This window comes from Paenibacillus nuruki (genome assembly GCF_001721045.1).
Classification (GTDB): Bacteria; Bacillota; Bacilli; order Paenibacillales; family Paenibacillaceae; genus Saccharibacillus; species Saccharibacillus nuruki.
Window position 1 is genome coordinate 14286 of record NZ_MDER01000031.1, and the last position, 26541, is coordinate 40826.

Annotated in this window: 26 protein-coding genes; 3 read left to right on the top strand and 23 right to left on the bottom strand. The window is 39.7% G+C overall.

Going from position 1 to position 26541, the window contains the following annotated elements; translation table 11 throughout:
• Positions 1-59 precede the first annotated feature (59 nt).
• Both mmsA and chvE read right to left on the bottom strand, forming a co-directional pair.
• Positions 60-1592 (bottom strand): multiple monosaccharide ABC transporter ATP-binding protein, encoded by a 1533-nt coding sequence (mmsA, locus tag PTI45_RS05885; protein WP_069326626.1) that lies wholly within the window; start codon positions 1590-1592, stop codon positions 60-62.
• A gap of 302 nt (positions 1593-1894) precedes the next feature.
• Complete coding sequence (gene chvE, locus PTI45_RS05895) at positions 1895-2983, bottom strand: multiple monosaccharide ABC transporter substrate-binding protein (protein WP_069326628.1); 1089 nt, start codon at positions 2981-2983, stop codon at positions 1895-1897.
• Between the two features lie 461 nt (positions 2984-3444).
• Between chvE and PTI45_RS05900 the strand changes: the two genes are divergently transcribed.
• The gene (locus tag PTI45_RS05900; protein WP_069326629.1) at positions 3445-3717 is read left to right on the top strand and encodes a hypothetical protein; all 273 of its coding nucleotides are present in this window, start codon (positions 3445-3447) and stop codon (positions 3715-3717) included.
• Between the two features lie 208 nt (positions 3718-3925).
• On the opposite strand, the gene PTI45_RS05905 is transcribed toward PTI45_RS05900, so the two are convergent.
• From PTI45_RS05905 to PTI45_RS05925, 5 genes are all read right to left on the bottom strand, one after another.
• Positions 3926-4426: a toxin-antitoxin system TumE family protein gene (locus PTI45_RS05905; protein WP_245703436.1), complete on the bottom strand. Its 501-nt coding sequence runs from the start codon at positions 4424-4426 to the stop codon at positions 3926-3928.
• On the bottom strand, positions 4423-5181 hold the full coding sequence (locus tag PTI45_RS05910) for a helix-turn-helix domain-containing protein (protein ID WP_069326631.1): 759 nt from the start codon (positions 5179-5181) through the stop codon (positions 4423-4425). The genes PTI45_RS05905 and PTI45_RS05910 overlap by 4 nt, the downstream gene beginning before the upstream one ends.
• Positions 5182-5489: 308 nt before the next feature.
• Positions 5490-6578, bottom strand: a complete 1089-nt coding sequence (locus PTI45_RS05915) for a helix-turn-helix domain-containing protein (RefSeq protein ID WP_069326632.1) — start codon at positions 6576-6578, stop codon at positions 5490-5492.
• 160 nt (positions 6579-6738) lie between these two features.
• Positions 6739-7659 carry a cysteine synthase A gene (gene cysK, locus PTI45_RS05920; protein WP_069326633.1) on the bottom strand — a complete coding sequence of 307 codons (921 nt, stop codon included), beginning with the start codon at positions 7657-7659 and terminating at the stop codon, positions 6739-6741.
• Positions 7660-7694: 35 nt separating this feature from the next.
• A complete protein-coding gene (locus PTI45_RS05925) occupies positions 7695-8075 on the bottom strand; it encodes a MerR family transcriptional regulator (protein ID WP_069326634.1) in 381 nt (126 codons plus the stop codon).
• A 146-nt stretch (positions 8076-8221) separates the two neighbouring features.
• Here PTI45_RS05925 and PTI45_RS05930 point away from each other — a divergent pair, with 146 nt between their 5' ends.
• The gene (locus tag PTI45_RS05930) at positions 8222-8614 is read left to right on the top strand and encodes a carboxymuconolactone decarboxylase family protein (protein ID WP_069326635.1); all 393 of its coding nucleotides are present in this window, start codon (positions 8222-8224) and stop codon (positions 8612-8614) included.
• 190 nt (positions 8615-8804) lie between these two features.
• Here PTI45_RS05930 and mnhG read toward each other — a convergent pair whose 3' ends face one another.
• From mnhG to PTI45_RS05965, 8 genes are all read right to left on the bottom strand, one after another.
• Positions 8805-9218, bottom strand: a complete 414-nt coding sequence (mnhG, locus tag PTI45_RS05935; protein ID WP_371748101.1) for a monovalent cation/H(+) antiporter subunit G — start codon at positions 9216-9218, stop codon at positions 8805-8807.
• Positions 9172-9486 (bottom strand): Na(+)/H(+) antiporter subunit F1, encoded by a 315-nt coding sequence (locus PTI45_RS05940; RefSeq protein ID WP_069326637.1) that lies wholly within the window; start codon positions 9484-9486, stop codon positions 9172-9174. The genes mnhG and PTI45_RS05940 overlap by 47 nt, the downstream gene beginning before the upstream one ends.
• Complete coding sequence (locus PTI45_RS05945) at positions 9486-9962, bottom strand: Na+/H+ antiporter subunit E (protein ID WP_069326638.1); 477 nt, start codon at positions 9960-9962, stop codon at positions 9486-9488. The genes PTI45_RS05940 and PTI45_RS05945 overlap by 1 nt, the downstream gene beginning before the upstream one ends.
• Positions 9963-9970: 8 nt before the next feature.
• Entirely contained in the window at positions 9971-11485 is a 1515-nt protein-coding gene (locus tag PTI45_RS05950) for a Na+/H+ antiporter subunit D (protein ID WP_069326851.1), read from the bottom strand.
• A gap of 10 nt (positions 11486-11495) precedes the next feature.
• Entirely contained in the window at positions 11496-11834 is a 339-nt protein-coding gene (locus PTI45_RS05955; RefSeq protein WP_069326639.1) for a Na(+)/H(+) antiporter subunit C, read from the bottom strand.
• Position 11835: 1 nt separating this feature from the next.
• Entirely contained in the window at positions 11836-14766 is a 2931-nt protein-coding gene (locus PTI45_RS05960) for a Na+/H+ antiporter subunit A (RefSeq protein ID WP_069326640.1), read from the bottom strand.
• 193 nt (positions 14767-14959) lie between these two features.
• Positions 14960-15127, bottom strand: a complete 168-nt coding sequence (locus PTI45_RS24075) for a hypothetical protein (protein ID WP_175425127.1) — start codon at positions 15125-15127, stop codon at positions 14960-14962.
• Positions 15128-15271: 144 nt separating this feature from the next.
• Complete coding sequence (locus PTI45_RS05965) at positions 15272-16228, bottom strand: helix-turn-helix transcriptional regulator (protein ID WP_069326641.1); 957 nt, start codon at positions 16226-16228, stop codon at positions 15272-15274.
• Between the two features lie 86 nt (positions 16229-16314).
• Between PTI45_RS05965 and PTI45_RS05970 the strand changes: the two genes are divergently transcribed.
• The gene (locus PTI45_RS05970) at positions 16315-16755 is read left to right on the top strand and encodes a VOC family protein (protein WP_069326642.1); all 441 of its coding nucleotides are present in this window, start codon (positions 16315-16317) and stop codon (positions 16753-16755) included.
• 93 nt (positions 16756-16848) lie between these two features.
• Here the strand turns inward: PTI45_RS05970 and PTI45_RS05975 are convergent, their stop codons facing one another.
• From PTI45_RS05975 to nikA, 8 genes are all read right to left on the bottom strand, one after another.
• The gene (locus PTI45_RS05975; RefSeq protein ID WP_069326643.1) at positions 16849-18162 is read right to left on the bottom strand and encodes a response regulator transcription factor; all 1314 of its coding nucleotides are present in this window, start codon (positions 18160-18162) and stop codon (positions 16849-16851) included.
• Positions 18163-18286: 124 nt separating this feature from the next.
• Positions 18287-20158 carry a cache domain-containing sensor histidine kinase gene (locus PTI45_RS05980; protein WP_069326644.1) on the bottom strand — a complete coding sequence of 624 codons (1872 nt, stop codon included), beginning with the start codon at positions 20156-20158 and terminating at the stop codon, positions 18287-18289.
• Positions 20148-21158, bottom strand: a complete 1011-nt coding sequence (locus PTI45_RS05985) for a substrate-binding domain-containing protein (RefSeq protein ID WP_069326645.1) — start codon at positions 21156-21158, stop codon at positions 20148-20150. The genes PTI45_RS05980 and PTI45_RS05985 overlap by 11 nt, the downstream gene beginning before the upstream one ends.
• 231 nt (positions 21159-21389) lie before the next feature.
• Positions 21390-22199 (bottom strand): nickel import ATP-binding protein NikE, encoded by an 810-nt coding sequence (nikE, locus tag PTI45_RS05990; protein ID WP_069326646.1) that lies wholly within the window; start codon positions 22197-22199, stop codon positions 21390-21392.
• Positions 22200-22219: 20 nt separating this feature from the next.
• Positions 22220-23056 carry an ABC transporter ATP-binding protein gene (locus PTI45_RS05995; protein ID WP_069326647.1) on the bottom strand — a complete coding sequence of 279 codons (837 nt, stop codon included), beginning with the start codon at positions 23054-23056 and terminating at the stop codon, positions 22220-22222.
• A 32-nt stretch (positions 23057-23088) separates the two neighbouring features.
• Entirely contained in the window at positions 23089-23919 is an 831-nt protein-coding gene (gene nikC / locus PTI45_RS06000) for a nickel ABC transporter permease subunit NikC (RefSeq protein ID WP_069326648.1), read from the bottom strand.
• Positions 23916-24860 carry a nickel ABC transporter permease subunit NikB gene (gene nikB / locus PTI45_RS06005; protein ID WP_069326649.1) on the bottom strand — a complete coding sequence of 315 codons (945 nt, stop codon included), beginning with the start codon at positions 24858-24860 and terminating at the stop codon, positions 23916-23918. The genes nikC and nikB overlap by 4 nt, the downstream gene beginning before the upstream one ends.
• On the bottom strand, positions 24857-26446 hold the full coding sequence (nikA, locus tag PTI45_RS06010) for a nickel ABC transporter substrate-binding protein (RefSeq protein ID WP_069326852.1): 1590 nt from the start codon (positions 26444-26446) through the stop codon (positions 24857-24859). Before nikA ends, nikB begins: the two co-directional genes overlap by 4 nt.
• Positions 26447-26541 lie beyond the last annotated feature (95 nt).

Here is a 26541-nt window from a genome sequence, read left to right on the forward strand (position 1 = left end):
CTAACCCCTTTCGTTTGTTAAATAGATTGAATGTAACGTTTTAGTGCAGAGCCATACGACTAAGAAGAACTGCGTGTCATATACGTCATTAGTTTTTCCTGAGTGGCTTCTTCACGGCTCACTTCACCAGTAATCCGTCCTGCATTCATCACATAAATGCGATCACAGATGCCTAAAATCTCTGGCAATTCGGATGAAATCACCAATACTGTTTTGCCTTCATCTGCAAGGCGATTAATGATCGTATAGATTTCGTATTTGGCACCTACATCAATACCACGTGTCGGTTCATCTAGGATCAAGATATCTGGACCAGAAAAAATCCATTTCCCCAGTACCACTTTCTGCTGATTCCCACCGCTAAGATTGCCTGTTTTCTGCAAAATATTTGGTGTTTTAATTTTCATTTGTCCACGCATATCTTCAGCAACCATGACTTCTTCTTGCTCATTGACCACTGTATTTTTGGTGATTTTACCAAGCCCTGTTAATGAAATATTGCGCTTGATATCGTCCATTAGGATTAGACCGTAGTTTTTGCGATCTTCGGTTACATAAGCAAATCCATTATCGATTGCTTGTGTGACGGTATTGTTGGTAATAGGTTTACCATTTTTAATCAATGTACCGGTGATTTTTTTGCCATACGATTTGCCGAAAATACTCATCACAAGCTCTGTACGACCTGAACCCATCAATCCAGCAATCCCTACTATCTCACCACGGCGTAGATTAAAGTTAGCGTTATGAATCATCTGACGGTCGGCATGTTGCTCATGGAATACGTTCCAATCTTTCACTTCAAGCACGACTTCACCGATCTTCGATTCATGGTGTGGATAACGATTGGTTAGATCACGTCCTACCATTCCGCTAATGATCCGATCTTCGGTAATCTCGTCTTTGTGCATATCGAGTGTCTCAATCGTCTGTCCATCTCGCAAAATAGTTACGGAGTCAGCCACTTTAGAGATTTCGTTGAGCTTATGAGAGATCAGAATACAGGAGATGCCTTGACGTTTAAATTCAAGCATTAATTGCAGCAAATTTTCACTATCGTTCTCGTTAAGAGCTGCTGTCGGTTCGTCCAAAATTAGCAATTTCACTTCTTTGGATAAGGCTTTGGCGATCTCAACCAATTGCTGTTTACCGACTCCAATATTAGTGATTAATGTATTCGGTGATTCGTTTAAGCCGACTTTGGTCAGCAATTCTTGGGTGCGTTGAAGTGTCTCATTCCAGTCGATAATGCCGCCTTTTTTACGTTCATTACCGAGAAAGATATTTTCAGCAATCGACAGATAAGGAATTAAGGCGAGTTCTTGATGAATAATAACGATCCCTAGTTCTTCACTTTGCTTGATATCGCGAAATTCACAGGTTTTGCCTTGGAAAATAATATCGCCTTCGTAGGTTCCATATCCGTACACGCCACTGAGTACTTTCATTAGCGTTGATTTACCAGCGCCATTTTCACCGCACAGGGCATGGATTTCACCTTGTTTGACTTGTAGATTTACATTTTCCAATGCTTTTACACCGGGGAATGTTTTGGTGATATTTTTCATTTCTAAAATGATGTTGTTGGACATGATGGTGCTCCTTTCATTAGATGGTGGGAGTGGAAAATACACTCTTGAGTTGGCGATGGTTTGCGTGTGCTGGGAGACGCTACGGGAGGGGAATCTTCTTGCAGTCGCGGTAAGGATAAATCCTTACAAGGCGACTTTCAGAATGATTCCTCTCCCTTCGCTCCGTTGGCACGTACGCTTTCCTTTTAAAGATTTAGAGATTTAGAGATTAAGAATTAGTGATTAAGGGCATGTTTTGTCCACTTTTGAGGTGAGTGGTGGCAGTTTTTTTAAGGACAACCATTGGTTTGTTTTAGAGATTGTTATGAATTGCCTTTCACTTCTGCTTCTGTATAGTATCCACTGTCGATGATGATTTTTTGGACGTTAGATTTGTCGACGGAGACTGGATCTAGCAGGTAGGCTGGAACGACCATGATGTTATTGTTATATGATTTGGTGTCGTTGACTTCGGCTTTTTTACCTTGCAAGATACTGTCTACCATGTCGGCTGTTTTTTCAGCAAGTTGGCGTGTGTCTTTGAAAATGGTTTGTGTTTGTTCACCAGCTACGATTGATTTGATCGATGCTAATTCGCCATCTTGTCCGGTGATAACAGGTAACGGTTTCTCTGCTGATCCGTAACCTACACCCTTTAATGATGAAATGATTCCGATACTGATACCATCGTACGGAGAAAGAACAGCATCTAGATTGGCATCAGCGTAATAAGCACTGACCAAGTTATCCATACGAGATTGGGCTAAAGCGCCATCCCAGCGTAGTGTGGAAATCTGTGCCATCGTTTTCTGATTGCTTCGAACAACTAATTTGCCTGAATCGATATACGGTTGCAAAACAGACATCGCTCCGTTAAAGAAGAAGTAGGCATTGTTATCATCCGGTGAACCACCGAATAGCTCGATATTGAAAGGACCTTTGCCTTTTTTCAGTCCCAATTTGTCTTCAATGTACGATGCTTGTAGCACCCCGACTTTGAAATTATCGAAAGTCGCGTAGTAACTTAAGTATCCTGTGTTCATAATCAGTCGATCATAAGCGATGACTTGAATGCCTTGTGCATGCGCTTTGCTGATCACATCGGTCAGTGTATTGCCATCTACCGAAGCGATAACAATGACATCGACTTGTTTGGTGATCATATTTTCAATCTGGGAAATTTGGTTTTCGACCACGTCTTCTGCATATTGCAGATCGGTTTTGTATCCTTTGGATTGGAACAGCTTCACCATATTGCTACCATCTGCTACCCAACGTGCAGACGATTTGGTAGGCATAGAAATGCCGATATATCCTTTTTCTTTACTTCCTGCACTGCTCTCTGCAAGATTACAGGCAGATAAGGTAAACATCATGAGGATGATCAAGGTTAATAACGATCCTCTTTTCATCAGTTATTCTCCTTTCGAGTAGGTGTTCAATGAACGTCTTTTATTTTTGGTAACGCTTTCTTTTATGTATAATAGCATGGTAAAGATTGGGAGTCTTTTTGATAAACCGACCTTTTTTATAAAAATCGGACATAATTATAGATTGGGGTGAAATGAGGGCATTCGCTACGGGAAGAGAATCTTCTTGCAGTCGCGGTAAGGATAAATCCTTACAAGGCGACTTTCAGAATGATTCTCTTCCCTCCGCTTGATGCACCTGCATTTCATTGGGTGGAGTGAGCAGGGAAAAGATTTATGGAATTGAAATCCTAATTAATTTTAGAAATTTATAACATAGTACTTATAGTTCATCTTAATGGACATTTTATATTCAAAAGCGTATCAAAAGTTTACGTTGTATTCAGCAGTTTTTATTTCAAATAGTATTAATGAAAGGAGGATCTTAGAAAGGATGTATTTTGATGAATATACAAGAAGCTTTTAATCAATTATTAGCAAATCGTATGGATTACATAGGAGAACATATTTTATCTGAAATGGAGGATTTTCAGAGATTGAATGATGAATGCAGTGGTTTGTTCGCTATGCTGAATGCTGCGATGTCGGAAGAAATGAAACGGTTATGGTTGCAGTATGAAGATAAGATGATGTTGATTCAAGGTTTAGCTGAATCCATGATGTATGAGAAAGGGCTTAGAGATGGTGTAGAGTTATCGAGGATTTTAAGCAAGTGATTTCAAGATGTATATTATAGTTCTTAACACTTTATGTAACTTCTCTTCTTATAAAAATTTTTAATGTTATTTGTTACCTCTATTGCGATAACAAATTCATTTTTACTTTTTATTAAACCATAAAGACTTTTGCTAATTATTTGGACTATTAATAATTGATTTAAAATACTAAAAAACCTTGTAGTCTCAATACAAGGCTCTTTAGTATTTATCTTTTAAGATCAACTGCGCTAGATACATCTTTGTAGTACACTTCACCTGTTTCAATATAATAAGCAACATACATGAAAACCTGATCCAATGAGCGAATATAACTGCTCTTTCGCTTACTTCGTTGATCAGGATCGTAATGATGATGATGCGGTTCTGTAGTCACCTGTAAATGTTGAGGTGTCGTTTCTGGAGGGTGAGGATCATTTCCCCAAGAAGAAATATGACTAAATTGAATACCTTGAGTAGGAATAATTCGTTTCCAAGAGTACGAATATAATTCTACAGTTCCTGCATCGTTATATTTCTCATACACATGTAGACCTGTAATCCCGTGCACAGGATGTTCTTTAAGAGGGAATAATACTTCAAGACGTTTATGAGTTCTTTTATAATCAGTAAAAATAGAATGACGCTCGCGCAAAGCAGGATACACTTTTAGCAAATGACCATAATCTTCTAAAATTTGATCAATATCTGTTGGTAGCAATAGAGTCACTGATCCTTTTTCCCTCCACGCCAACCTAGAATTTCTGTCATTTCTTCTTGTAAGTCTTTCCAACGATAGTAATCAGTAGGATCATCCATACTATCTCCGTTGTATTCACCAAACGTTTCTTGTACTGTTTGAGTTCCATATTTTAATTGAAGATCAGCCAATTCTTGAATTACTTCATGGTAACGATCTTCAGGTGTTTGTTGAAGAAGCTTTTTGGATTGAGCAATCTGTTGCATTCGAATACTATAAATAGGATCTTTCATAATTTCAATGACGTATTTTGGAATGCGTTTATGAGTCTGATTATCTATATATTCCAAGCCCTGTTTCACATACTTATTCAATGTGACTTTGGATATACCCAGTGCATCAGCCGCAGCTTGTGGTGTTAACAAATAATCTTCTTGATAGACAAATTGCATACTTTCTCCACCCAATTCATAATACCAGTATTCAAAATCTATTTTCAGTTTGCCAAATTCTAGTTCTGAATGAAGATCATCTATATCTTCTAAACGTTGAAGCCATTTATTTAAATTCTTCTTGTGTTTATCTGAAAATAAATATTCTTTGGGTAAATTAAATGGCTTAGGGTCAACCTTGATACTAGAAACTTTATCTGAAAACAAAGTTAGAATACAAAAAAACAAATTTTTAAAAATTGTATCCGTCTCTTTTTCTAATATAACCTCACTTTTTTGATCATAACCTGATTGAATACTAGAAGAAAATTGATCTAACACATTTTTTTGCATAATCGTTTGTCTCCTTTCCTTACTTATCTTTATTATATTCTATAGTTAACGAAAATTATATATCGAAAACATTCTATATTTAATTATTGTAATGAAAATTTTTAATAAATTTATAGTTTACGTAGATTTATTTGATTCAACACTCTTTAAATGAGTATTTTCATTCCATTCAATAATCATTCCCTTTATCATTTTTAAATAAATAGTATCGTAAATAAGTATAAAATATACACGTTAAAATGCCACTATTTAAAAGCAAAAAAAGACTGACCTGATAATATCAGCGTCAGCCTACCTTACTTCTTTATTTACACCTCTCCTCTTACCTTCTCGATCAACTCCAAATACTGGCGATCACCAAGTCCGTAGCGTTGGAATAACTTCAGCATACTCTGCATTACTTCTTCTTTGCTTTCTTTGGGATGGCTTGCAATGTAGCGGGTGAGCTCATTATCAGCTTGGTGCAAGTCCAGATACAAAGAAACTCCTTGGTACATCACAGGCATTAATGGACTGTCTGGCATCTTTTTCTCTAATACGACTTCACGATACAATGACGTATATCCGCCTAATGTAATTTCAGTTTGTTGTACATCATAAGTCTGCTCTTGTACAGCATTGAAATAGACGATGCCATCGTACCCGGATTGCTCCAGATAAGACAGTATGGTGAGTAGGTTGATCTGGCAGAACATGTCTTCACCAAACCAGAGGACGATACAACGATATGAATGAGTAAATAGAGGCTCCAAAGGTTCAATAACGACTTTCTCATAACCTGTTACTGAACTATGATGTCCCTCGGCACGTACTTGATTGAACGATGGGCTGAAAATATCTCCTGTTGCCGCGTGTACACACATCGCTTCATTAAAAGGAACATAATCGCTTTGCCCCATTAATTCCTGTGTACGGAATTGCTCATACATTACCTGTCCATTTAATACATTTAGAATGTCTTGATCGGCAAAAGCAGTTAATTGATTTTGTAATTCGGTAATGACTAATTTTTGGGAAATGTCTAACATCTTAATATCCTCTCCTTGTTCAATATTGAGTTTGAAATACGATTGCCACGGCTTCGGGTGCTTGCGAAAAACCATAGGTGTTACACCAAATACCTCTTTGAATGCTCTAGCAAATGCTTCTTGAGAAGAATAACCATGCTCGATTGCAATATCGAGTATTCGTTCACGCGTCTCAGCAAGCGAGATGGATGCCAAAAATAATCGGCGAAGGGTACGATAGCTTTTGATACTTACTCCGGTATGATGCCGAAATTTAAACGAACAATAGTATGGAGAATAGCCCATCTTTTCGCTTAATCGAAGCAATGAAAAATCTTCAAAAAGATGGACTTCAATCCAATCGATCATCTCTTGAATCCAATCGGTCATGATCACTTCTCCTTTCTGATCTTATTATGTAAGAAAACTTGCATCGCTTTTTGATGCTGGTTGTGTTTTCAATCTACTAGCTAATGATCCTTCGTTATACAAATAAAAAAGCCTACAGCATGATGATACTGTAGGCTATATCGAAGTGAACTATATAACGCTAAAACAAATCCATACTCAAATACCGCTCTCCATTATCCGGTGCGATACATAATACTTTTTTGCCTGCACCGAGACGCTTAGCTTCTTGCAATGCAGTCCATACGGTTGCCGCAGATGAAGGCCCCACGAGAATCCCTTCATATCTCGCAAGATCACGCATCGTCTGAATCGCATTCTCATCAGATACCTGTACAATCTCATCGTAAATAGAGGTATTCAAAATCGCTGGCACAAATCCCGGGCTGGTACCGACTAGCTTATGCGGTCCTGGCTGTCCACCAGACAATACAGGCGATCCTTGAGGTTCTACGACCAGAATACGCACCTCTGGTAAATGCTCTCTTAAGGTCTCTCCTGTACCTGTAATTGTTCCACCTGTACCTGCGGAAGCAACAAAGGTATCCAGTGTATATTCCATTTGCTCTAAGATTTCGATAGCGGTTGTCTGCCGATGGGCATCTGCATTGGCTGGATTATCGAATTGTCTGGGCATATAACTGTTTGGAATTTCAGTCAGCAATTGTTCAGCTTTACGAATCGCACCCGGCATTTTTTCAACAGCCGGTGTCAGAATCACTTCTGCTCCATAAGCTTGCAAAATCTGAATGCGCTCACGTGACATATTATCAGGCATAATCATTATCGCTTTATACCCTTTTGCCGCCGCATTCATCGCTAGTCCAATCCCTGTATTCCCGCTGGTCGGTTCAATAATCGTACTACCCGGATGAAGAAGCCCATCTTGTTCAGCACGTACAATCAGATTAAGTGCTGCACGATCTTTTACACTGCCACTCGGATTAAAATATTCTAACTTTACATACACTGCCGCATGATCATCATCTGTCAGCTGATGCAAACGTACCACTGGCGTATCGCCGACTAATTCAGATATATTTTGAACGACTTTTATACTCATGAGGAATAATCTCCTTTAGCAATCTATTGAAAAAGCTAATTTTGTTTCGCTTGCTCTTCTAATGTTGCATAATACTGTACTTTGTCAACAATCTTAGCTAGATGGTGTTGCTGTTGTCTAATCTGAGATTGTACATATTGATAATGATGTTCTAACAGTTCCTTTCTTAAGGATACCGTAGTCTCTCCTTCACTGCGTAAATCTGCAAATTTTTTCATTTCTCGTATAGGCATACCCGTTTCCTTAAGTCTTATCAAGAAATCCAACCATAATATATCTGTTTCTGTATATTGACGATACCCTTTAGCATCTCTATAAATATCTTGTACTAAGCCGATTTTTTCATAATAACGTAGCGTATGTGCAGATAATCCTGTAATCTCAGTGATCTGCTGAATCGAATATAAGGTGTCCATACCTCTAATTATACTATGATTGGAACCTTTTCTTGTACTTTTATAGCTAATTGATACACCGAATAAAAAAAGATTTGCCTTCGAGCGCGCTCTAACGTGTAATGTTGCACTTGTACTTCATATCGAATCATAAAGGAGCAATCTATATGTCTAATGAACGCTATACTCAAGGGTGGAACAAATTGTTGGAAGTGGATGGTGAAGCAGGGCAACGAGTGATCGATTCTTTGGCTTCTATTGCACCTGATCTTGGCAACTATATTATAGAGTTTGCTTTTGGTGATATTTATTCCCGTCCTACCCTTACATTGCAACAACGCGAACTGATTACAATCTCTTCACTGATCACTCAAGGAAATTGTGAATCCCAATTAAATGTTCACCTGCATGGCAGTCTTAATGTAGGGATTACACCTATTGAAATTATAGAAACGATGATTCATTGCTCACCTTATATCGGTTTTCCCCGAGTATTAAATGCGATTGCTGTAGCTAAAGATGTATTCGCACAACGAGGAATAGAGATAACTCAAGCTTAAGTAGCTACGATATTCGGTCTATCTTCCGTTGTCTCTTCACTATACTTAGATGATCTTTTCGTATAACCGCTTTAGAATAAACTAAAAACCCCTCACCTTGAGATCATTGATCAGGTGGGGATTTTAGGTTTTAGAAATATATTTTATAACTGTATTTCATATCGTATTCATACGAAGCTATGTTGAATACTTAATTCAAAGGTTCTTTTTTCGCTTTCTCGCGATCAATTCCTTTTTCTTTCAAGGCTGGTTTTAATTCATCTTTTTCTAGCTTCCATAAAGGGACACCGGTCCGATAAGCCGCTCTAGCATTCAAATGACCTGCCACAGGAGCAGTGATAAATACGAACACAATCCCTAACAACACACGAGCACTTATATAATGATCGTATATCCAGAAAAATAGAAACGCACTCGAAAGTACACATAGTACGCCTAACGTTGCACTTTTGGTAGCCGCATGAGAGCGCAAGTACACATCAGGGAAGCGAATAATACCAAATGCACTCAGTACACTTAATATAGCACCGATCAGAACAAGAACCGATACTACAGGCTCACCGATCCACTGAATCATCTCGATCATCTCTGTCTTCGTCTTCATGTTCGATAACCACTCCCCTTTCAATATACTTGGCAAATGCAACAGTTCCCAAAAACGCTAAAATTCCGACTAACAGCATCACTTCAAGATAGGCTTGTGTATCCATCATCATCGACAATACTGCAATAATGGCGATCAAGTTCACTCCGATGGTATCCAGTGCTGTAATTCGGTCAGCCATCGAAGGCCCTTTGAGGACTCGATACATACAACCCGCAATAGCAATAGATAACAGAATCAGTGCGATCAATAATGAGACTTGTAACATTACCGAGTCACCTCCTTGATCGCTTTTTCAAATGTTCCACGAATATGAGCAGATAACTCATCGGCATCTTGAATATCCATCGCATGAATATAGACCAGATGCTGATCACGTGAAATTTCAATCAAAATCGTTCCCGGCGTTAACGTCACCAGTGTCGACAATAAAGTCAGTTCCCAATCCGAAGTCAGTTCAGTCTGATATGTCAGAATACCTGGTTTGAATTTGAGACGTGGACTGATAATATGCTTGAGTACGACTACACTTGATACGATCAATTCTTTGATAAAAAGGACTAGCAATTTGATAACCGCCCATATTTTCTGCCCATAAAATTCTCTGGGAAAAAAGCGGCGCATCACGTAGATTAACAATAACCCGATCAGATAGCCAATCACGAAGTTTAAAGTATCCCAAGTCGTATGCAAGGACATCCAGATCAAAGCTATCAACAGATTAAGTATAATTTGAAAAGCCATAGCTTCACCTACTCCTTCAATACGGCTTGGATATACAGTGTTGGATGAACCAATACATCGGCTGCTTGTGCAACAAACGTCTGAATCCACCCTGCTCCAAGTCCTATCAGAATAACAAACGCAAACAATACAGAAGATGCAGCCATCAAGCGACGAGGACGGAAAGGCGACCATTCATGGTACACTTCTCGCTTCACTTCAGGGCTATCTTGAAATACAGCACGATCATCAATTAATGGACGATCTTTGCCCCAAAAGGCTAGCATAAAGATTCGCATCACTGAATAAAGCATTAACAAACTTGCGATAAGACTGATAATCGTCATCGTATACCAACCGCGCTCCATACCGCCTTGCACGATCAATAATTTTCCGATAAATCCGCTCAGTGGAGGTACACCTGCTAACGCTAGACCGGTGATAAAGAACATCCAACCTGTAAATGGATATCGCTTAATTAAGCCGCTCATGTCTTTCAAATTCGTTGTCCCTAATGCTCCAATCATAATCCCTGCTAATAAGAACAATAAAGCTTTGACGATCATATCATGTAGCATATAAAAGACAGCGCCTTCGATCCCAGCTACATTCGCAGTCGCTAATCCAAAAGCGATCAAGCCTACACCTGCGACAACATTATAGACAAGAATCTTATTCACATCTCGATAAGCGACCGCACCAATCACACCCAGTACCATCGAGGCGATTCCCATCCAACCAATCAATGTATATAAAAACCCGGTATCATGGTAAAAGATCAATGTAAATGTACGAATAATCGCATATAATCCGACCTTAGTTAATAAGCCTGCAAAAATCGCTGTAATGACTGAAGGTGGAGCGGCATACGAACCGGGTAACCAGAAGAATAAGAATAATCCTGCTTTGAGCCCGAACACAATTAGAAATAGAAACGCAATCACGCCGATAATCCCATCTTGCCCTGCTTCAGCTACACGCTGGGATAAATGAGCCATATTCAGTGTACCGACAGCGGCATACAGATAAGCCATCGAAGCGACAAATAAGGAAGAAGATACAATATTGATTAGAATATATTTTAACGTTACTTGTAGTTGACGCTTTGTTCCACCCAATACAATCAGAGCATAAGAAGATACCAACATCACTTCAAAACAAACAAATAAGTTAAACAAATCGCCTGTCAAAAATGAACCGTAGACGCCTACTAATAAAAATTGGAAAAACGGATAAAAGTGATGCTTTTCACGTTCTTCTCCGATACTGGCAAAGGCGTAAAATAAACATACTGCTCCTAATATCGAAGTGGTTAGCACCAGCAAAGCAGCGAACATATCAGCTACAAATACAATGCCATAAGGTGCTGCCCAACCACCCATGGCTAGAGTCTGAATCCCTTCCACCCGTACAGTAATCACAATCCATACTGCTACACCTACATTGACAATTACAGCAATTCCACCTAGCCAGCGTTGGATCGGTACATGACGCATCCCGAATATCTGAAGTACAGCAGCAATCAAAGGAATCAGTAGTGGCATAATTAATAAATTATTCGTCACTTTCCATCTTCACCTCCTCCATATCATCGGTCTTCAGCTTAAGATACGAACGATAAGCGAGGACAAAGAAAAACGCTGTGACACCAAAATTAATCACGATTGATGTCAAAATCAAAGCTTGTGGCAGTGGATCAACATAAGAACCTGATTCTTCGCCTAATAACGGTGGCGCACCTGACTTGAGTCTTGACATCGTTAGCAACAATAAATGCACACCATGTGTCAAAATGGAAGTTCCCAAAATAATGCGTAGTAGACTTCTCGACAAGATCAGGTATACCGCAACTGCGAATAATATCCCAACAGCAATGGACATCCATACTTCCATATCAGCGATCCTCCCCAATCTGTAAAATAATTGTCATTGTCACACCAAGCACCGTTAAGAACACACCTAGATCAAATAGTGTTGCTGTCGCTAATTCGGTTTTTCCCAAGAAAGGTAATTCGAAATAACCAAACGTCTGACTGAGAAAAGGAGCATCAAAGAAAAATGAGCCTATTCCAGTGGCATACGCAATACTTAAGCCTACAGCTGTCACTGTCCGATAATCGACAGGTAATATCCGTCTAACCGTCTCTGCATTAAAAGCCAAAGCAAGTAAAATTAATGCTGAAGCAGTCATCAATCCACCGACAAATCCGCCACCTGGATTGTTATGACCTGCAAAGAATAGATACAGTGCAAACGTCAAAATAATAAACACGATTACTTTAGTGCTTGTTTCCAAAATGACATCGTTACTTTTGAATTGCGTCATATTTCGTTGAACGGTTGATGTCTCACGGCGAGTACGACCTACATCGACACGATGCGTCTGTACATCTTTATTACGTAGATAATGAATACGTGCGCCTGCATCATTTCCTTTGACTTGCAGTTGAATCAAAGAGTAAATTCCGAGTGAAGCAATCGCCAATACGGTAATTTCTAACATCGTATCGAATCCACGGAAGTCGACCAGAATAACGTTAACGATATTATCGCCACCGCCTAGATCATGACTACCTTCCACAAAGAATGTAGCAATCGAATCAAAGGTACTACTACCACTTGCCGCTAAAGCAACAAAGGTCATCACAACTCCTACGCCTACAGCTACAATAATATTTACAATCCGATAACGATTCGATACAATTTCACGCCGTAATTCAGGCATATGATAAAAGCACAGTAAAAATAAAGAGACGGAGACCGTTTCGACAATCATTTGAGTCAACGCTAGATCCGGTGCACGGAAAAGTACAAAAAACAAGGTCACCAGATAACCAACAGCACCTGTCATAATAATAGCGGTCAGTCGTTTACCTGCAAATGGAACAGCTACAGCCGTTGCCACTAAGCCGATCAACAGTATAATTTCGTAAATACTGATCGGCGCAGCTCCTTGCGTCAGTAGAGACAATCCATCTGCTCGAATAAATACAGTTCCTATCAATACAATCATAAAGACAAAAATATAAATGAGATAACTATGAACGGAACCGTTCATATATTTTTCAGTGAGTGCATTGGAAGCCTTTTCGCCCCATTTTAAAATACCGTCATACAGATTGTTCCATGTTAAAGCTTGCGGATATTTGCTATATATCCCTTTCCAGCGTTTTAACAACAGATACATAATCGTTCCCAGTGCAATAATACCAATCGTCATTAAAAAGGCAGGTGTAATGCCATGCCAGAAGGAGATATGTACTTCAAAATGTTCTCCTGATGCGACCAGACTTGGTAATACTGCACGCATTGTTGGTTCGATAATGCTATACGACAACACATTCGGAAACAGTCCTAACCCTACAACACATAATCCCAAGACAATCGGTGAAATCAACATACCGATCGGTGCTTCATGAGGTGTACCGCCTAATTTATCCGGTTGAAGCGGTCCTCTAAATGTCTTGAACACCAGAATCATACTGTATACAAATGTAAATACACTACCGACAAAAGCCATAATAGGGAACAAAATGCCCCATGTTTCTAAGCGGAACATTTCCATATGGCTTAGTTCTACCATCGCTTCTAGAAATAATTCTTTACTCAGAAATCCATTGAACGGTGGTATACCAGCCATAGCAAAAGCACTCACTCCTGCTACAGTAAAGGTAATCGGCATCACATTCATCAATCCACCCAAACGACGCAGATCACGTGTACCTGTTTCATGATCGACAATACCAGCTACCATAAATAGAGCACCTTTGAAGGTGGCATGATTAATCAGATGGAAAATAGCCGCCATTGTGGCAGTCGTATATAACAAAGACTCATTGCCGTATCCATAATAAACAGCCGCTGAACCTGCTCCGAAAAGGGACATAATAAGTCCCAATTGCGAAATTGTAGAATACGCAAGCAATGCTTTGAGATCAGTCTGCTTGACAGCCAGTATCGATCCGTAACACATCGTGACTATACCTACCGTCGATACAATCCAGAACCATTCGGCTTGTCCTGCAAAAATAGGACTAAAGCGTGCCACTAGATAAATTCCTGCTTTTACCATCGTAGCGGAATGTAGATAAGCACTTACTGGAGTTGGTGCTTCCATCGCATCCGGTAACCAGATATGGAAAGGAAATTGTGCAGATTTGGTAAATGCACCAAGCAGAATCAACAACATCGCTGGCAAAAATAAAGATTGCCCTTGAATATCGCTTAATACAGCAATCGTCTCACGAATACTAAATGTACCTGTCATAGAATGTAGCAAAATGAAACCAGCTAACATCGCAAATCCACCAAGTACCGTGATCAGCATCGACTTGAGTGCTCCATAACGCGAACGATCTCGTTCATACCAGAAAGCAATCAGTAAGAATGAAGAGATACTGGTCAATTCCCAGAAGGTATACAATACGATCATATTGTCTGAAAGAACGATCCCGAGCATTGCGCCCATAAAGATCATCAGATATAAATAAAATCGATGAATCGCTTCTTTGGCAGGATCGAGATAGAAGATAGAATACAGAACAACTAAAGCTCCAATCCCTGTAATCAACAGTGCAAATAATAGACTTAATCCATCCAAATACACCGTAAAATTAATTCCTAATGAAGGAACCCAGGGTAGGCTGACTGATTGACTGGTATCTGACTGAATCACTGGTAAATAACGCAAAAAATTTGCAAAGAGTAAGGTTGGGATGGCTAAAACGATCCAACCTGTATGTACACGTGGCAATCCTTTACGGATCAGAGGCACGAAGATTGCAAATAAAAACGGAATGATAATAGCAGCATGCAATACATACACTCTTGTTGACACCCCCAATTTCTTTATCTATTTCTTTTATATTACCCAAAAACAATACCTTCTGCCCTTAAATTCATCATTTTAGGCTAAATTAGCTCAAAATAACCCAAAAAACAGCAAAAAGGAGCCTTGGTGACAGGCTCCTCCGTTTTTGTTGCGCTATAGTATGGATTGCTAATCCGATAAGATATGTTTATGAGAACATAGGGAAAATATACTTCACTAAGAACCATAACACAATTGCCAAAATAATAATATATGCAGCATATTTAATAAATGTCGACGCGACCATACTTGAATCCGATTTACGTTCTACACGTACCTCTTTTTTATCCACATCTACATTACGATTTTCGTCCATTGTCCGTGATCTCCTTTGAGCGCCCTCTACGGTACGCATTATCATCTTGTGAGCATTATTACACGGATATGTGATCGGTGAATCGCTATTTACTTGCACTCTTTAAAATTTTAGGCAACCGAATAGACGACCTCTAATAAAGGACTACTCATACTGAGCTAATATGTTTTGAACATATTGCTGATACGAAGTTCGTAATAGAGGTGGAGAAAGAATTTCAATATGTTGACCAAACCCTAAAAAGTACTCGACCAAAAAAGAAATCTCACTTTCGCCAAACGTTCCAACGATATAATGCTCTATTGATTCTAAATCATTTTCAGGATGAACCTGTTGCAAAGACATATTAGAATAGCTTTTTTTGTGGAAGTGTTCGATACCGATTGCATTCACTTTGACTTTAAAGGTGAGCGGACGTTGGACGTTAAACTGCTCTGTCGCTAGGGTGTGAATCTGTTCTGCTGTCCAATCGATAGCTTGCTTCTCGGTGATATGTAGCTTTTGAATATAATCACATCTAAAATTTCGAAAAGCTTGTTTATTCAGATCCCAGCTCAAACAATACCAGTGCCCATCCCATATGGATAACCGTAGGGGTTGAATAACACGAATATCTTGCTGATACCGATGATAATCCACTTCAATCACCTGTCTGGCAATAATCGAAGCAAATAGTTCTACAATCAACGGTACTTCTTGTTGCTGATCTACACCTACCCACTGAATCCATTGTTCGGCTTCGGTCATCTGCTCTTTTTGCTTGTCAGGTAAAGTCGCTAATAATTTGCTTTTGATTTCTTGGTAATCATATTGAAAAGGCGTTTTGACTAATCCTTTCAATAGTTGTAGCGAAAAGAAAATCGAATGTAATTCGTTAGTATTAAAATAAATCGGTGGTAATAGGGAATTGGATAATACGCGGTAACCGCCATGACTTCCTTTCTCCGAATACAATGGCACCCCTAGCTCTTCTAAAGAAGCAATATCCCGTAACGCTGTACTTCTTGATATCTCAAATGTTTCGATAAGATCGCTAAGATTAAATTGCTTTTTAGCATTAATATAGATCATCTGCTGAATCAAACGTTCATTTTTATTCATAAATGACTCCTTTCATTTTTAATGGTTTCATGTTTTGACACTATTCTACCATACACTAAAGATATTCAAATAAAGGAGTGAAACCTATGTCTCAATTAAAAGTAAGTACGTTTTTATCTCTACATGGCAAAGCCAAAGAAGCTATCTCTTTTTACCAAAATCATCTTCAAGCACAAGTTGTATTCTGCATTACCAATCAAGAAATTACAGAAAGGCTAGACCCTACGTATACGTATCCAGCAAGCGAGAACGATTGGATCGCTCATTCTGTATTAAATATTGGCAGCAGTCAGTTAATGATCGCAGATGAATTAATGAGTGATGCCAAGCAATTAGTCGTAGGTACCAACTTTTCATTATGTATTACTTCTGCTTCCCAAGAAGAGATCAGTACATTGTACAATCGACTTATTGATCATCCACAGACCCGTATTATTGTTCCACTTGCGCCGAACTTATTTTCCACAGCGTATGCTATTGTCGAAGATCCGTATGGAGTGATTATTCAACTGGTGAAAGAAAAATAAAAACTTTACCATTATCCGAAAACTAGAAAAAGCCAAAAGACCTTCAACGCATATACAGAAGGTCTTTTGGCTTACTATGATTGAGTAGCTCTTTCATTGATTTTCTACTTTTTCACGTCGATACTGATTAGGCGATACGCCGATCATTTTTTTAAAAGCGGTACTGAAATAATGTTGTGAATCATAACCTACTTGGAGCGCAATATCTAAAATAGAGTGATCGGTTTCTTTGAGTAAATGGACTGCTTTTTGTATGCGAACTTGTACCAGGACATGGATAAAAGAATGACCTAGTTCACGCTTCATCAGACGGCTTAGATATGTGGGAGATACTTGCAATACTTCTGCTAACTTTTCCAAGGTTAACTCGGGATTATGATAATGAGATTGAATATAGTCTCTTGCGCGTCTCACCAATGGAGATAAACGAGATTGACCATCCAGTTGTAATTTGGCATGTCGATAAGCATGTGTCATCACTTGACTGTAATCTACAGATGGTTCTGAATAGACAGAAAGATCGGTTAGCCTATCTTCGACATGAATCTCTTGCTCTATTTTAGCTACAGGTTGTAGATGTACCTGAACATGTAGACCGATATAATCTTTCACCGCAGTCATCATCTCATCGGCTTGTTGCTCATACTGATGAATCGATGGAGAATCATCATGTTCTTGCTCCACATTCCATGTACAGATCACCAGTAATCCTGAGGATTCTCTACAAATGACAAGCGGAGCAGGCTGTAACAGTTCAGCAGCAATATTACCAATCGCAAACAGCATTAATTGTTTATCTTGTTCTTTGAGCATCGGTCTTCCTTCGGCATGACCAGACCAGCGAATTAATGTCAATGTGTCTGGTAATCTTACGGGTAAATGCAAAAAGGATAACTGTTGCTTGATCTCATCATGATGAAGTCTGCCACTTAACCAATCCAGACAAAACTGTTCTTGCAACAATGACGTATTTTTCTGTATTTGATCGGTCGCTAATTTCAAATATTGTTCTTGATGTAAAGAGCCGTTCATTTCTGTGCGTATATGGTGAAGCACATCATACAGATGAAGAGGATCCACAGGCTTGAGAATATAATCTTTGACCCCTAACCGAATCGCTTCTTGCGCATACTTGAATTCATCATGTCCGGTAATAATCACAAATCGGCAATGTGGTCGTTCAGTACGTAATCGCTTCATCAGCGAAATCCCATCTAAAAAAGGCATATTCATATCCACAAGCAAAATATCAATATGCTGTTCCATCGCCATTTCTAATGCTTCTTCTCCATCTTCTGCTTCTGCGGTAACGATCATCCCCAGACTGTTCCAATCGACGCAATCTCGAATCCCTTCACGAATAATCGGCTCATCATCAGCGATCAATACGTTATATACCGCACTCATTTATGCTCGTCTCCTTTACTTTCTATTTTGCTTTGCAAAAATCATTTTTTTATTGGACTTGGTCGCGCTTATGATGCCAAGCGCTGACTGTAAGATATTTTGCTTTGCAAAAATCATTTTTTCATTAGACTTGGTCGCGCTTATGATGCCAAGCGCTGGGCATATTCCATAACAGTGGTTGGGTGACTTGGATGGTTGTGCCGCCTTCTGGGCGTGGGCAGATTTGGACACCGTAGCTTGTTCCATAGGCGAGGTGGATACGGGCTTGAATATTTAATAGTCCGTAGCTACCTGTTGGTTCTGGGCCTTGTTGTCCGATCCATGCGAGCGGTTCAGCCAGTTGGTGTTGTATTTGAATCAATCGTTCTTCACTGAAGCCTGCACCATCATCGCTGATTGTATAGACTAATTTATCTTCTTGTTGTTCAGCAGAAATATGAATTTTTCCAGGGCCACGTCTGGCTTTGATGCCGTGGTAGATTGCATTTTCTACAATGGGTTGTAGCAATAATTTCATCACATATACGTTATGAACAGATTCTTGTATATCGATATCATATTGCAGTCGATCACGATAACGAGTTTTCTGAATTTGGAGATAGCTGACGATGTGCTGTTCTTCTTCTGCAAGGGTGATCATATCACTACCACGACTTAGTCCAATACGGAAAAGTTTGGATAGTGCATCGACCATACTTGATACATCGTCTGCACCTTTCTTTTGCGCCATCCAATGGATTGTGTCTAATGTATTGTATAGAAAATGTGGACGAATATGAGCTTGTAGACTACGTAATTCGGCTTCTCGTTTTTGTTGCTCTTTTTGCTGATTGAGTGAGATAAGATTACGAATCTCATTCATCATCCGGTTGAAGCTACGACCCAGCATCCCAACTTCATCTCGCCGATTACTGATATAACGAGACGTCATATCGCCTGATTCCGCTTTTTGCATTAACGAAGACAGTCGATAGATCGGTCTAGAAATTGAGCTCGCTAATCCATAGGAAGCAGTAAGCCCTGTAAAGCACACACAAAATAGAAAAATAACGATATAAAAGCGAATCGTGCGCGCTTCGGCGACGGATTCACTAAATTGAAAGACACCTACTGTTTTCCAACCGGTATATGATGATGTCCGATAAATAAATTGCAATTGCTGTCCTTGTATTTCTTCTGTAAATACATTCTCAGACTGGCGCAAGGAAGCAGCCAACTTCGCAGGAATACTCTGCATAAAAGTATCTGATGGTGCATAGATAACATGTCCACTCGGATCGGTTACCATCAGATATCCTGTTTTGCCAAGAGTGACATCTTTGGCGGCTTGAGCAATGACTCTTAATTTGAGATCGATCAAAATAACCCCTTTCACTTTACCTGTTGTGGGGTCATTGATTGAACGTACGACTGTGACTACTTCATCCTCACCATAATTAGCATGACTGGTAATATTACGACCGGATGGATGTCCGATAATGGTGAAAATCCCTTTTTGCTTGATCGCTTGTTGATACCATTCTTCTTGCGTCAGACTTCGATTATATCTAGCGTACAGTTCATTACTGATATAATCGCCTTTGGTATTTACGATTAAGATCCCTGCAATCTCAGAATAGACGGTAGTGAATCCTTGCAAAAACTGCCGAATCTGATAGGTTGATGTATCGGAAGCATCATTTTTGTTTAACGATTGACCGGCTAGAAATTGATCGACATTACGGTCAAAGCTAATCAGATAAGTGATACTTTGCATATTTTCCATATAAGTATCTAACGTTTGGTTGACTTTGTTAATTAATTGCATCGTATTGGCAGTTACCTGACGCTCAATAATCTGATTGGATGTCCAGTTCACCATGATACCTAGTAAAATAGCAGGCAAAATACCTACCATCAGAAACAAAACGATTAATTGATGACGCAAAGGTAAATTTTCAGGATGCCAGTACCGCCAATCTTTTTGTAACCACCGACGTATCCATTTATTTCGCATAATAATCAGCCACATTTTCTTGAGTAACCACAGAGATTCCGGTATCTACACGAACAGGTACAGGGGATACAATTCCACTTAGCGAGCGAGCAGGAACCGTTAATCCATGATGCAAATGAAATAAGTATTGTAGCGACCAGTACCCCATATTCCATGTTCCTTGCGCAATCGTGGCATTGATTGTACCTGACTTGATCATATCTAACGTTTCTTTATTAGTATCAAAGCTAATAATGACAGGCTTACTTGAACCTGTACGTCCAGACTGTTCTACCGCTCGTCCCACCCCATAACTTCCAGTCGCTTCGGTAATAAATATACCTTTGAGATCAGGATATTGACGTAGCAATTGGGTCGTAATCTGTTCTGCTTTGACGGCATCTCCTTCATGATTTTCTACTGCAATAATCTTCATCTGAGGATAGCGATTTTTAATTTCTTGTTCAAATCCTTGTGTACGCTCTTTATGATTTTGTTGATTGGTTAACGTAATAATCGCTATTTTACCTTGATGCTTCGTTAATTTTGCCATTTGATCAGCGGCTGTCGTGCCTGCATTGGTATTGTCTGTCGCCAGAAAAGAGTACGCTTTACTGCCCGAAGCTTCTGCATCGAACATCACGACAGGAATACCTGCATCTACCGCTTTATTAACTGACTTTACAAGAGCTGGTGAATCGATAGCTGAGATAGCGATTCCTGCGGGCTTTTTGGCGATAATCTGATCCAAGACAAGCGCTTGCTCACGAGCATCATATTGAGTTGCTCCACGGTATTCAACCGATACATTTAGGGCTTCAGCGGCATCCTCAAATCCTTTGAGTCCACTTTTCCAGTATTCCATGCCTGATTGGAAAGTAACCATGACATAATTTTCGTCAATATTCCCCTTTAATCCCTGCTCTGTCCAAGCCGCAGATTTCTCGTCTAATCGATATTGCATAATATAAATAATCAGAGCGCCGATCAAAATCATATAGATCAACAGCATTTTACGCATAATTCGATATTCCCTCCAGATCCATTCCCTGCACAATCTTCATATGATCTAATATAACTCAAATCAATTATTAAGAAAACGCTTTAATTAGAAGTGCTTGCAACGATTAACTTTGTGTTCTCCCTAGCATTCTTTATTTAACAAAAGAGGCCACTCTTTCGCAATCATAGCGAAAAAGTGACCTCTTCTATTTATATTCATTCTGTACTCTTTATTGCTGATTGATCTTTCTTACACTTGATGGTCAAATACAATACGCTCTGACGGATGTTCAGGCAAAATCGCAGCGATTAACTTTTGCACAGCCGGATGATTCGATTGCATCATGGATTGGTGCATATCATCTTGATAGACCAGTTCACCTTGATCGATTACCATCACACGATCACAGATTGTCATGGCTGCTCGAATATCATGAGTCACAAATAAGTACGATAATTGATGTGTTTTTTTCAATTCAGCTAATAAAGATAAAATCTGCATCTGATTGACCATATCTAGACTGCTAACCGACTCGTCTAATACGATTAACTTGGGATTCAGTGCAATGGCTCGAGCAATATTGATTCTTTGCAACTGCCCTCCACTAAACTGATGAGGACGCTTGTTGCCATCTTCAGCGCGAAGTCCAACCTGTTCCAACAGTTGCTTCACTCGTTGCTTATGTTGCACAGATGTCAGCTTCTCGTAATTATCTAGCGGTTCACCGATAATCTGTGCCGCTGTCATCAATGGGTTCACCGCAGAATAACAGTCTTGAAAAACAACCTGTAAGTCCCGTCGTATGCGGTGACGTGTGGGTGTATTCACACGATATAGATCCTGACCTTCAAATAAAATCTGTCCTTGTGTCGGCTTTTCCAGACCCAGTATAATGTTGCCCAGTGTACTTTTCCCTGCTCCACTCATCCCAAGCAGACCCAGACAACAGCCTTTTTCTAAAGTAAAAGAGATGTTATTTAATACGGGAGTAGGTGGTATTCGGCGCAACCAATGACTACGATTCGCATACTGATGGCTGATATTGGCTACTTCTAACAAGTCATCCTCTCCTTTATCGTCTACAATTCAATAGGTGTTGAAGAAGACAAACGATCTATAATCGCTGTTGGACGTGACCGAAGCAACATCTGTGTGTACTCATGTTGAGGTTGGTCAAAGATCTGAGCCACTTCTCCTTGCTCTACAATCTGTCCTTTGTACATCACAACCACTTCATCAGCCAATTGAGAAATAACACCAAGATCATGAGATACCAGTACTATTGAAGTTCCACATTCATAACGAAGTCGATCCAGTTCACGCAGAACTTGCAACTGATTCACAACATCAAGCGCTGTAGTCGGTTCATCTGCAATAAGCAATGGCGGTTTGAGACACATTGAGATAGCGATCATCACTCGTTGCAACATTCCTCCACTTATTTGAAATGGATACTTTTTCAACAACTTATGCGGATCAGGAAGATTCATACTGGCTAACGCTTCGATAGCTTGCTGTATCGCCTGTTGCTTGGATATGCGAGTGTGAGTACGTAATGTTTCTACAAATTGCGATCCAATCGTATAGACAGGGGTAAAAGCATTCATAGGATTTTGCATAATAGATCCTATTTCTTTGCCACGTATCGTTCGCATTTCTTTATCTGACAAAGTTCCCAGATCACGTCCATTGAGCCGAACCGTACCTGACCATTCCATCTGTCGTGGTTGAAGTAAGCGTAAAATAGCATGACAAGTTAACGATTTACCACTACCACTTTCACCAACAATCCCAAGAATACGTCCTTTTTGAAGTTTAAAGCGAAGCGGCTCCAGTAAGGGGATAAGACCTGCATTTGATTTCAGTTGTACTTGTAAATGTTCCACTTCTAATACATGATCTGTCCCAGCTGTCATATGTGCCTCCTTCTGTATACCACTATGCACGATTAACGTCTTTTGACCCCGTATTTTTCTGACAAAGCTTCACCGAGAATATTAAAAGTCACCACGACTACAAGAATAAACATACCGGGATAGATCATTAATTCAGGATGACTACGAATATAGCTGGTTCCTTCATGAATCATAGCGCCCCATTCTGCATGAGGAGGTTGTATACCCAGCCCTAGAAAAGAAAGAGCAGAGATATCCATAATCGCCCAGCCCATTTCCAATGTACCGATTACGATAATAGGTCGCTGTATATTAGGAATAATGTGTTTGTAAATGATTTTCCATGAAGAAGATCCACTAATACGTGCCGCGGTTATAAAGTTTTGTTGCTTCAAACTAACGACCATATTTCGGCAAACTCTCGCATAATATACCCATTGTACTAACATCAGTGCCAGCAATACTTGCATCAGTCCGGGGCCGAAGATTCCCACCACTCCGAGCACAAGTACCAGATTGGGAAAAGCCATAATTCCTTCACACAGACGCATCAATATACTGTCGATCCAACCACCCATATAACCAGCCAATGCGCCTATAATAAGGCCAATGCCTAAAGAAGATATGAAGATCACCGTTGCAAATCCAAGAGAGATACGTGCACCGTACAACAGTCTGGATAAGGTATCTCGTCCTAAATGATCGGTACCTAGCAGATGTTCTGCTGAAGGGTCTTTGAGCTTTTGCAATAAATTTACTTTTATCGGATCATGAGGAGCAATCCATGGAGCTAACAATGCAGCTCCAAAAAAAATAATAATCAGTATAGAGCAGATCATAATCGCTTTTTGCCCTAAAAATATAGCTTTCCATCTTTTGATCAACGTTTCGCCCGTCCTTTCAATGAAATTCGCGGGTCCATATACAATTGCACTAGATCAACCAACAAATTGCATAGAATAAACAAACAAGCGGCAAAAAAGATATAACATTGAATAACCGGAATATCCCGATTAAAGATCGCTTCTACAAAGTAACGACCGAATCCAGGCCATGAAAATACCTGCTCTACAATAATGGTTCCAGTTAACAACTTGCCTAAATTGATGCCCATTCCGCTAATCAGAGGCATGATTGCCATTTTGAGAACATGTTTTAACATAATGACTCGTTCTCGCAATCCTCTCATCCGTGCGTATTGTACATATGTTTCTTGAAGCTGATCGAGCATACTCGCACGTAACAGCCTTGTGTATACTGCGATTAGCACCATAGATAATGTCATTGTTGGCAATACTAGATTTCTCCAATCCCCACGTCCCTCTACAGGTAACCAGTCTAACTTTACCGCGAAGAAGAAGATCAATAGATAACCCAGCCAGAATTGCGGAATCGAAGCACCGAGATAAGCAATAATACGACTTAACATATCGATCCAACTGTTTTTGTAGACAGCGGCTAATACTCCTAGTGGAATACTGACTAATGCTGAAAATAACATACTCCAAAAGGCTAATTCAGTAGTAGCAGGAAGCTTGGAGACCACTTCATTCCAGACAGGCTGATTGGTTAGATATGATTTGCCAAAATCAAGGGTAGCGATATTCCCTAAGGTATGGACATATTGCACAAGTAACGGACGATCCAGTCCAAATTCATGCCTTTTCTGCTGCAACAATTCATCTGTCGGATAGATATGAGCGGCTGTCAAATAAGCTTCGGCTGGATCAATAGGCGAAATATGAATTAAAGCAAATGTAATCAGTGTAGCGATAAAAACGATCGGTACAATGGCGACGATTCGTCTACCGATATAACCAATCATTGGGCATTCAATGTAATCCCGGAGAATGGATTCTCATCACGGTTAGCCGGGAATACGAATTGGGCAATATTTTTATGATAAACTGCTGTTTTCTTAATATACGAAATAGGTACGATCGCTGATTGTTCTTGTAATGTTGTCAAAATCGAACGATACAATTCTTGACGCTTGGTCTCATCTGTTGAAGATAATGTGGCACGAATCTGCTGATCCAATTCTTTTTTATTCGGTACAGCACTAAGCGTCTCCGAAATACCAAACCCGGGACTTGCTACTACATTAATAAATGAATGAGGATCATAAGGTGCACCATAGTTATACCAGAAATACAAATCAAAATCGTTCGCTTTTAAGCGCTTGATCTGTACCGTCAGTTCTAGACCGGAAAGATTGACTTTAGCGCCTAATGCTCCCCATTCCGCTTGAATCGTTTCTGCCATCGCTTTTTGAATAGGGTCTGTTTTGTCATAAATCAATTCAAATTCTAGGGGTTCCCCATTTTTCTCACGTACGGTTCCACCTGCTGGCAATTTCCAACCAGCTTCATCCAGTAAAGCTTGAGATGACGCTACATTATACGTAACCGGTTTGAGATCAATATTGGTATACGGATAGTTTTTGGACAATATCGAATCCGCAGGTTCTTCTAGACCAGAAGTGATGCCTTCGACCATATCTTTTTTATTAAATCCTTGATTAAGCGCTGTACGTACTCTGATATCTGCTAATTTGGGATTAGATGAATTTAACAATAGACTACGTGTACCTACAGGCTCAGATAACTGAGTGGTATACTCTTGATTTTCACGAAGTTGATTGAATGCATCCAGACTGATTACACCTTCACCATAGATCAGATCAAGATCACCTTTTTCAAAAGCAGCGACCCGTGTCTCTGCATCAGGAATGATTTTGATCGTGACTTGTTGGACGTCAGGAAGTGTTCCCCAATAATTTGGATTTTGCTTAAACACTGCATATTCATCTTGTTTATATTCTGAAAGTAACCAAGGTCCTGTTCCAACAGGTTCTTTGATGCCTTCAGCAGTATCACCGTTATCAGGGAATCCAGCTGCGCCTAAGAAACGGAATGGACGTACAACCGATAAATCTTGCAGTACAGGATAATAAGGTTCAGTTAACGTTAAGCGGAACGTATGGTCATCCACCACTTCTGTCTGGTCAATCACACCTACAATTCCTAACCAGCTATGTGTATCTTTATGCTTTAAGACTGCATCAAAGTTTTTCTTTACGATGTCAGCATTAAATGGAGTCCCGTCTGAGAACTTCACATTTGGACGCAAATGAAATGTATAGACTTTACCGTCTTTGGAAATATCCCACGACTTCGCTAATGCAGGTGTTAGCTTCCCGTTTGATTGATAGCTGACCAACGGCTCATACATCATGGATTGGGCGAATAATTGAGAAGGATTATATGTATGCGGATTCATTGTTCCGATATCACGAGGCCATGACATGGTGATTGATTTGGGAACCGCTTTATTATCCGTTGCAGTTGTACTGTTCTGATTGCTACTGCATCCAGCTACGACCAGAAGAATAGCAACCAATACGATCATGATCGGTGTAACTGATTTTTTAGAATAAAATGACTTCAATAATAAAACCCCTTTTCTCTCTTATCTATCAAACATGATAATGATTATCATATTCA

What these genes read in the sequence shown, in the direction of transcription:
- mmsA (WP_069326626.1), bottom strand. Translation starts at nt 1,592, where the DNA reads ATGTCCAACAACATCATTTTAGAAATGAAAAATATCACCAAAACATTC.
- chvE (WP_069326628.1), bottom strand. Translation starts at nt 2,983, where the DNA reads ATGAAAAGAGGATCGTTATTAACCTTGATCATCCTCATGATGTTTACC.
- PTI45_RS05900 (WP_069326629.1), top strand. Translation starts at nt 3,445, where the DNA reads ATGAATATACAAGAAGCTTTTAATCAATTATTAGCAAATCGTATGGAT.
- PTI45_RS05910 (WP_069326631.1), bottom strand. Translation starts at nt 5,181, where the DNA reads ATGCAAAAAAATGTGTTAGATCAATTTTCTTCTAGTATTCAATCAGGT.
- PTI45_RS05915 (WP_069326632.1), bottom strand. Translation starts at nt 6,578, where the DNA reads ATGACCGATTGGATTCAAGAGATGATCGATTGGATTGAAGTCCATCTT.
- cysK (WP_069326633.1), bottom strand. Translation starts at nt 7,659, where the DNA reads ATGAGTATAAAAGTCGTTCAAAATATATCTGAATTAGTCGGCGATACG.
- PTI45_RS05925 (WP_069326634.1), bottom strand. Translation starts at nt 8,075, where the DNA reads ATGGACACCTTATATTCGATTCAGCAGATCACTGAGATTACAGGATTA.
- PTI45_RS05930 (WP_069326635.1), top strand. Translation starts at nt 8,222, where the DNA reads ATGTCTAATGAACGCTATACTCAAGGGTGGAACAAATTGTTGGAAGTG.
- mnhG (WP_371748101.1), bottom strand. Translation starts at nt 9,218, where the DNA reads ATGAAGACGAAGACAGAGATGATCGAGATGATTCAGTGGATCGGTGAG.
- PTI45_RS05940 (WP_069326637.1), bottom strand. Translation starts at nt 9,486, where the DNA reads ATGTTACAAGTCTCATTATTGATCGCACTGATTCTGTTATCTATTGCT.
- PTI45_RS05945 (WP_069326638.1), bottom strand. Translation starts at nt 9,962, where the DNA reads ATGGCTTTTCAAATTATACTTAATCTGTTGATAGCTTTGATCTGGATG.
- PTI45_RS05950 (WP_069326851.1), bottom strand. Translation starts at nt 11,485, where the DNA reads ATGCCACTACTGATTCCTTTGATTGCTGCTGTACTTCAGATATTCGGG.
- PTI45_RS05955 (WP_069326639.1), bottom strand. Translation starts at nt 11,834, where the DNA reads ATGGAAGTATGGATGTCCATTGCTGTTGGGATATTATTCGCAGTTGCG.
- PTI45_RS24075 (WP_175425127.1), bottom strand. Translation starts at nt 15,127, where the DNA reads ATGGACGAAAATCGTAATGTAGATGTGGATAAAAAAGAGGTACGTGTA.
- PTI45_RS05965 (WP_069326641.1), bottom strand. Translation starts at nt 16,228, where the DNA reads ATGAATAAAAATGAACGTTTGATTCAGCAGATGATCTATATTAATGCT.
- PTI45_RS05970 (WP_069326642.1), top strand. Translation starts at nt 16,315, where the DNA reads ATGTCTCAATTAAAAGTAAGTACGTTTTTATCTCTACATGGCAAAGCC.
- PTI45_RS05975 (WP_069326643.1), bottom strand. Translation starts at nt 18,162, where the DNA reads ATGAGTGCGGTATATAACGTATTGATCGCTGATGATGAGCCGATTATT.
- PTI45_RS05980 (WP_069326644.1), bottom strand. Translation starts at nt 20,158, where the DNA reads ATGCGAAATAAATGGATACGTCGGTGGTTACAAAAAGATTGGCGGTAC.
- PTI45_RS05985 (WP_069326645.1), bottom strand. Translation starts at nt 21,158, where the DNA reads ATGCGTAAAATGCTGTTGATCTATATGATTTTGATCGGCGCTCTGATT.
- PTI45_RS05995 (WP_069326647.1), bottom strand. Translation starts at nt 23,056, where the DNA reads ATGACAGCTGGGACAGATCATGTATTAGAAGTGGAACATTTACAAGTA.
- nikB (WP_069326649.1), bottom strand. Translation starts at nt 24,860, where the DNA reads ATGATTGGTTATATCGGTAGACGAATCGTCGCCATTGTACCGATCGTT.
- nikA (WP_069326852.1), bottom strand. Translation starts at nt 26,446, where the DNA reads ATGATCGTATTGGTTGCTATTCTTCTGGTCGTAGCTGGATGCAGTAGC.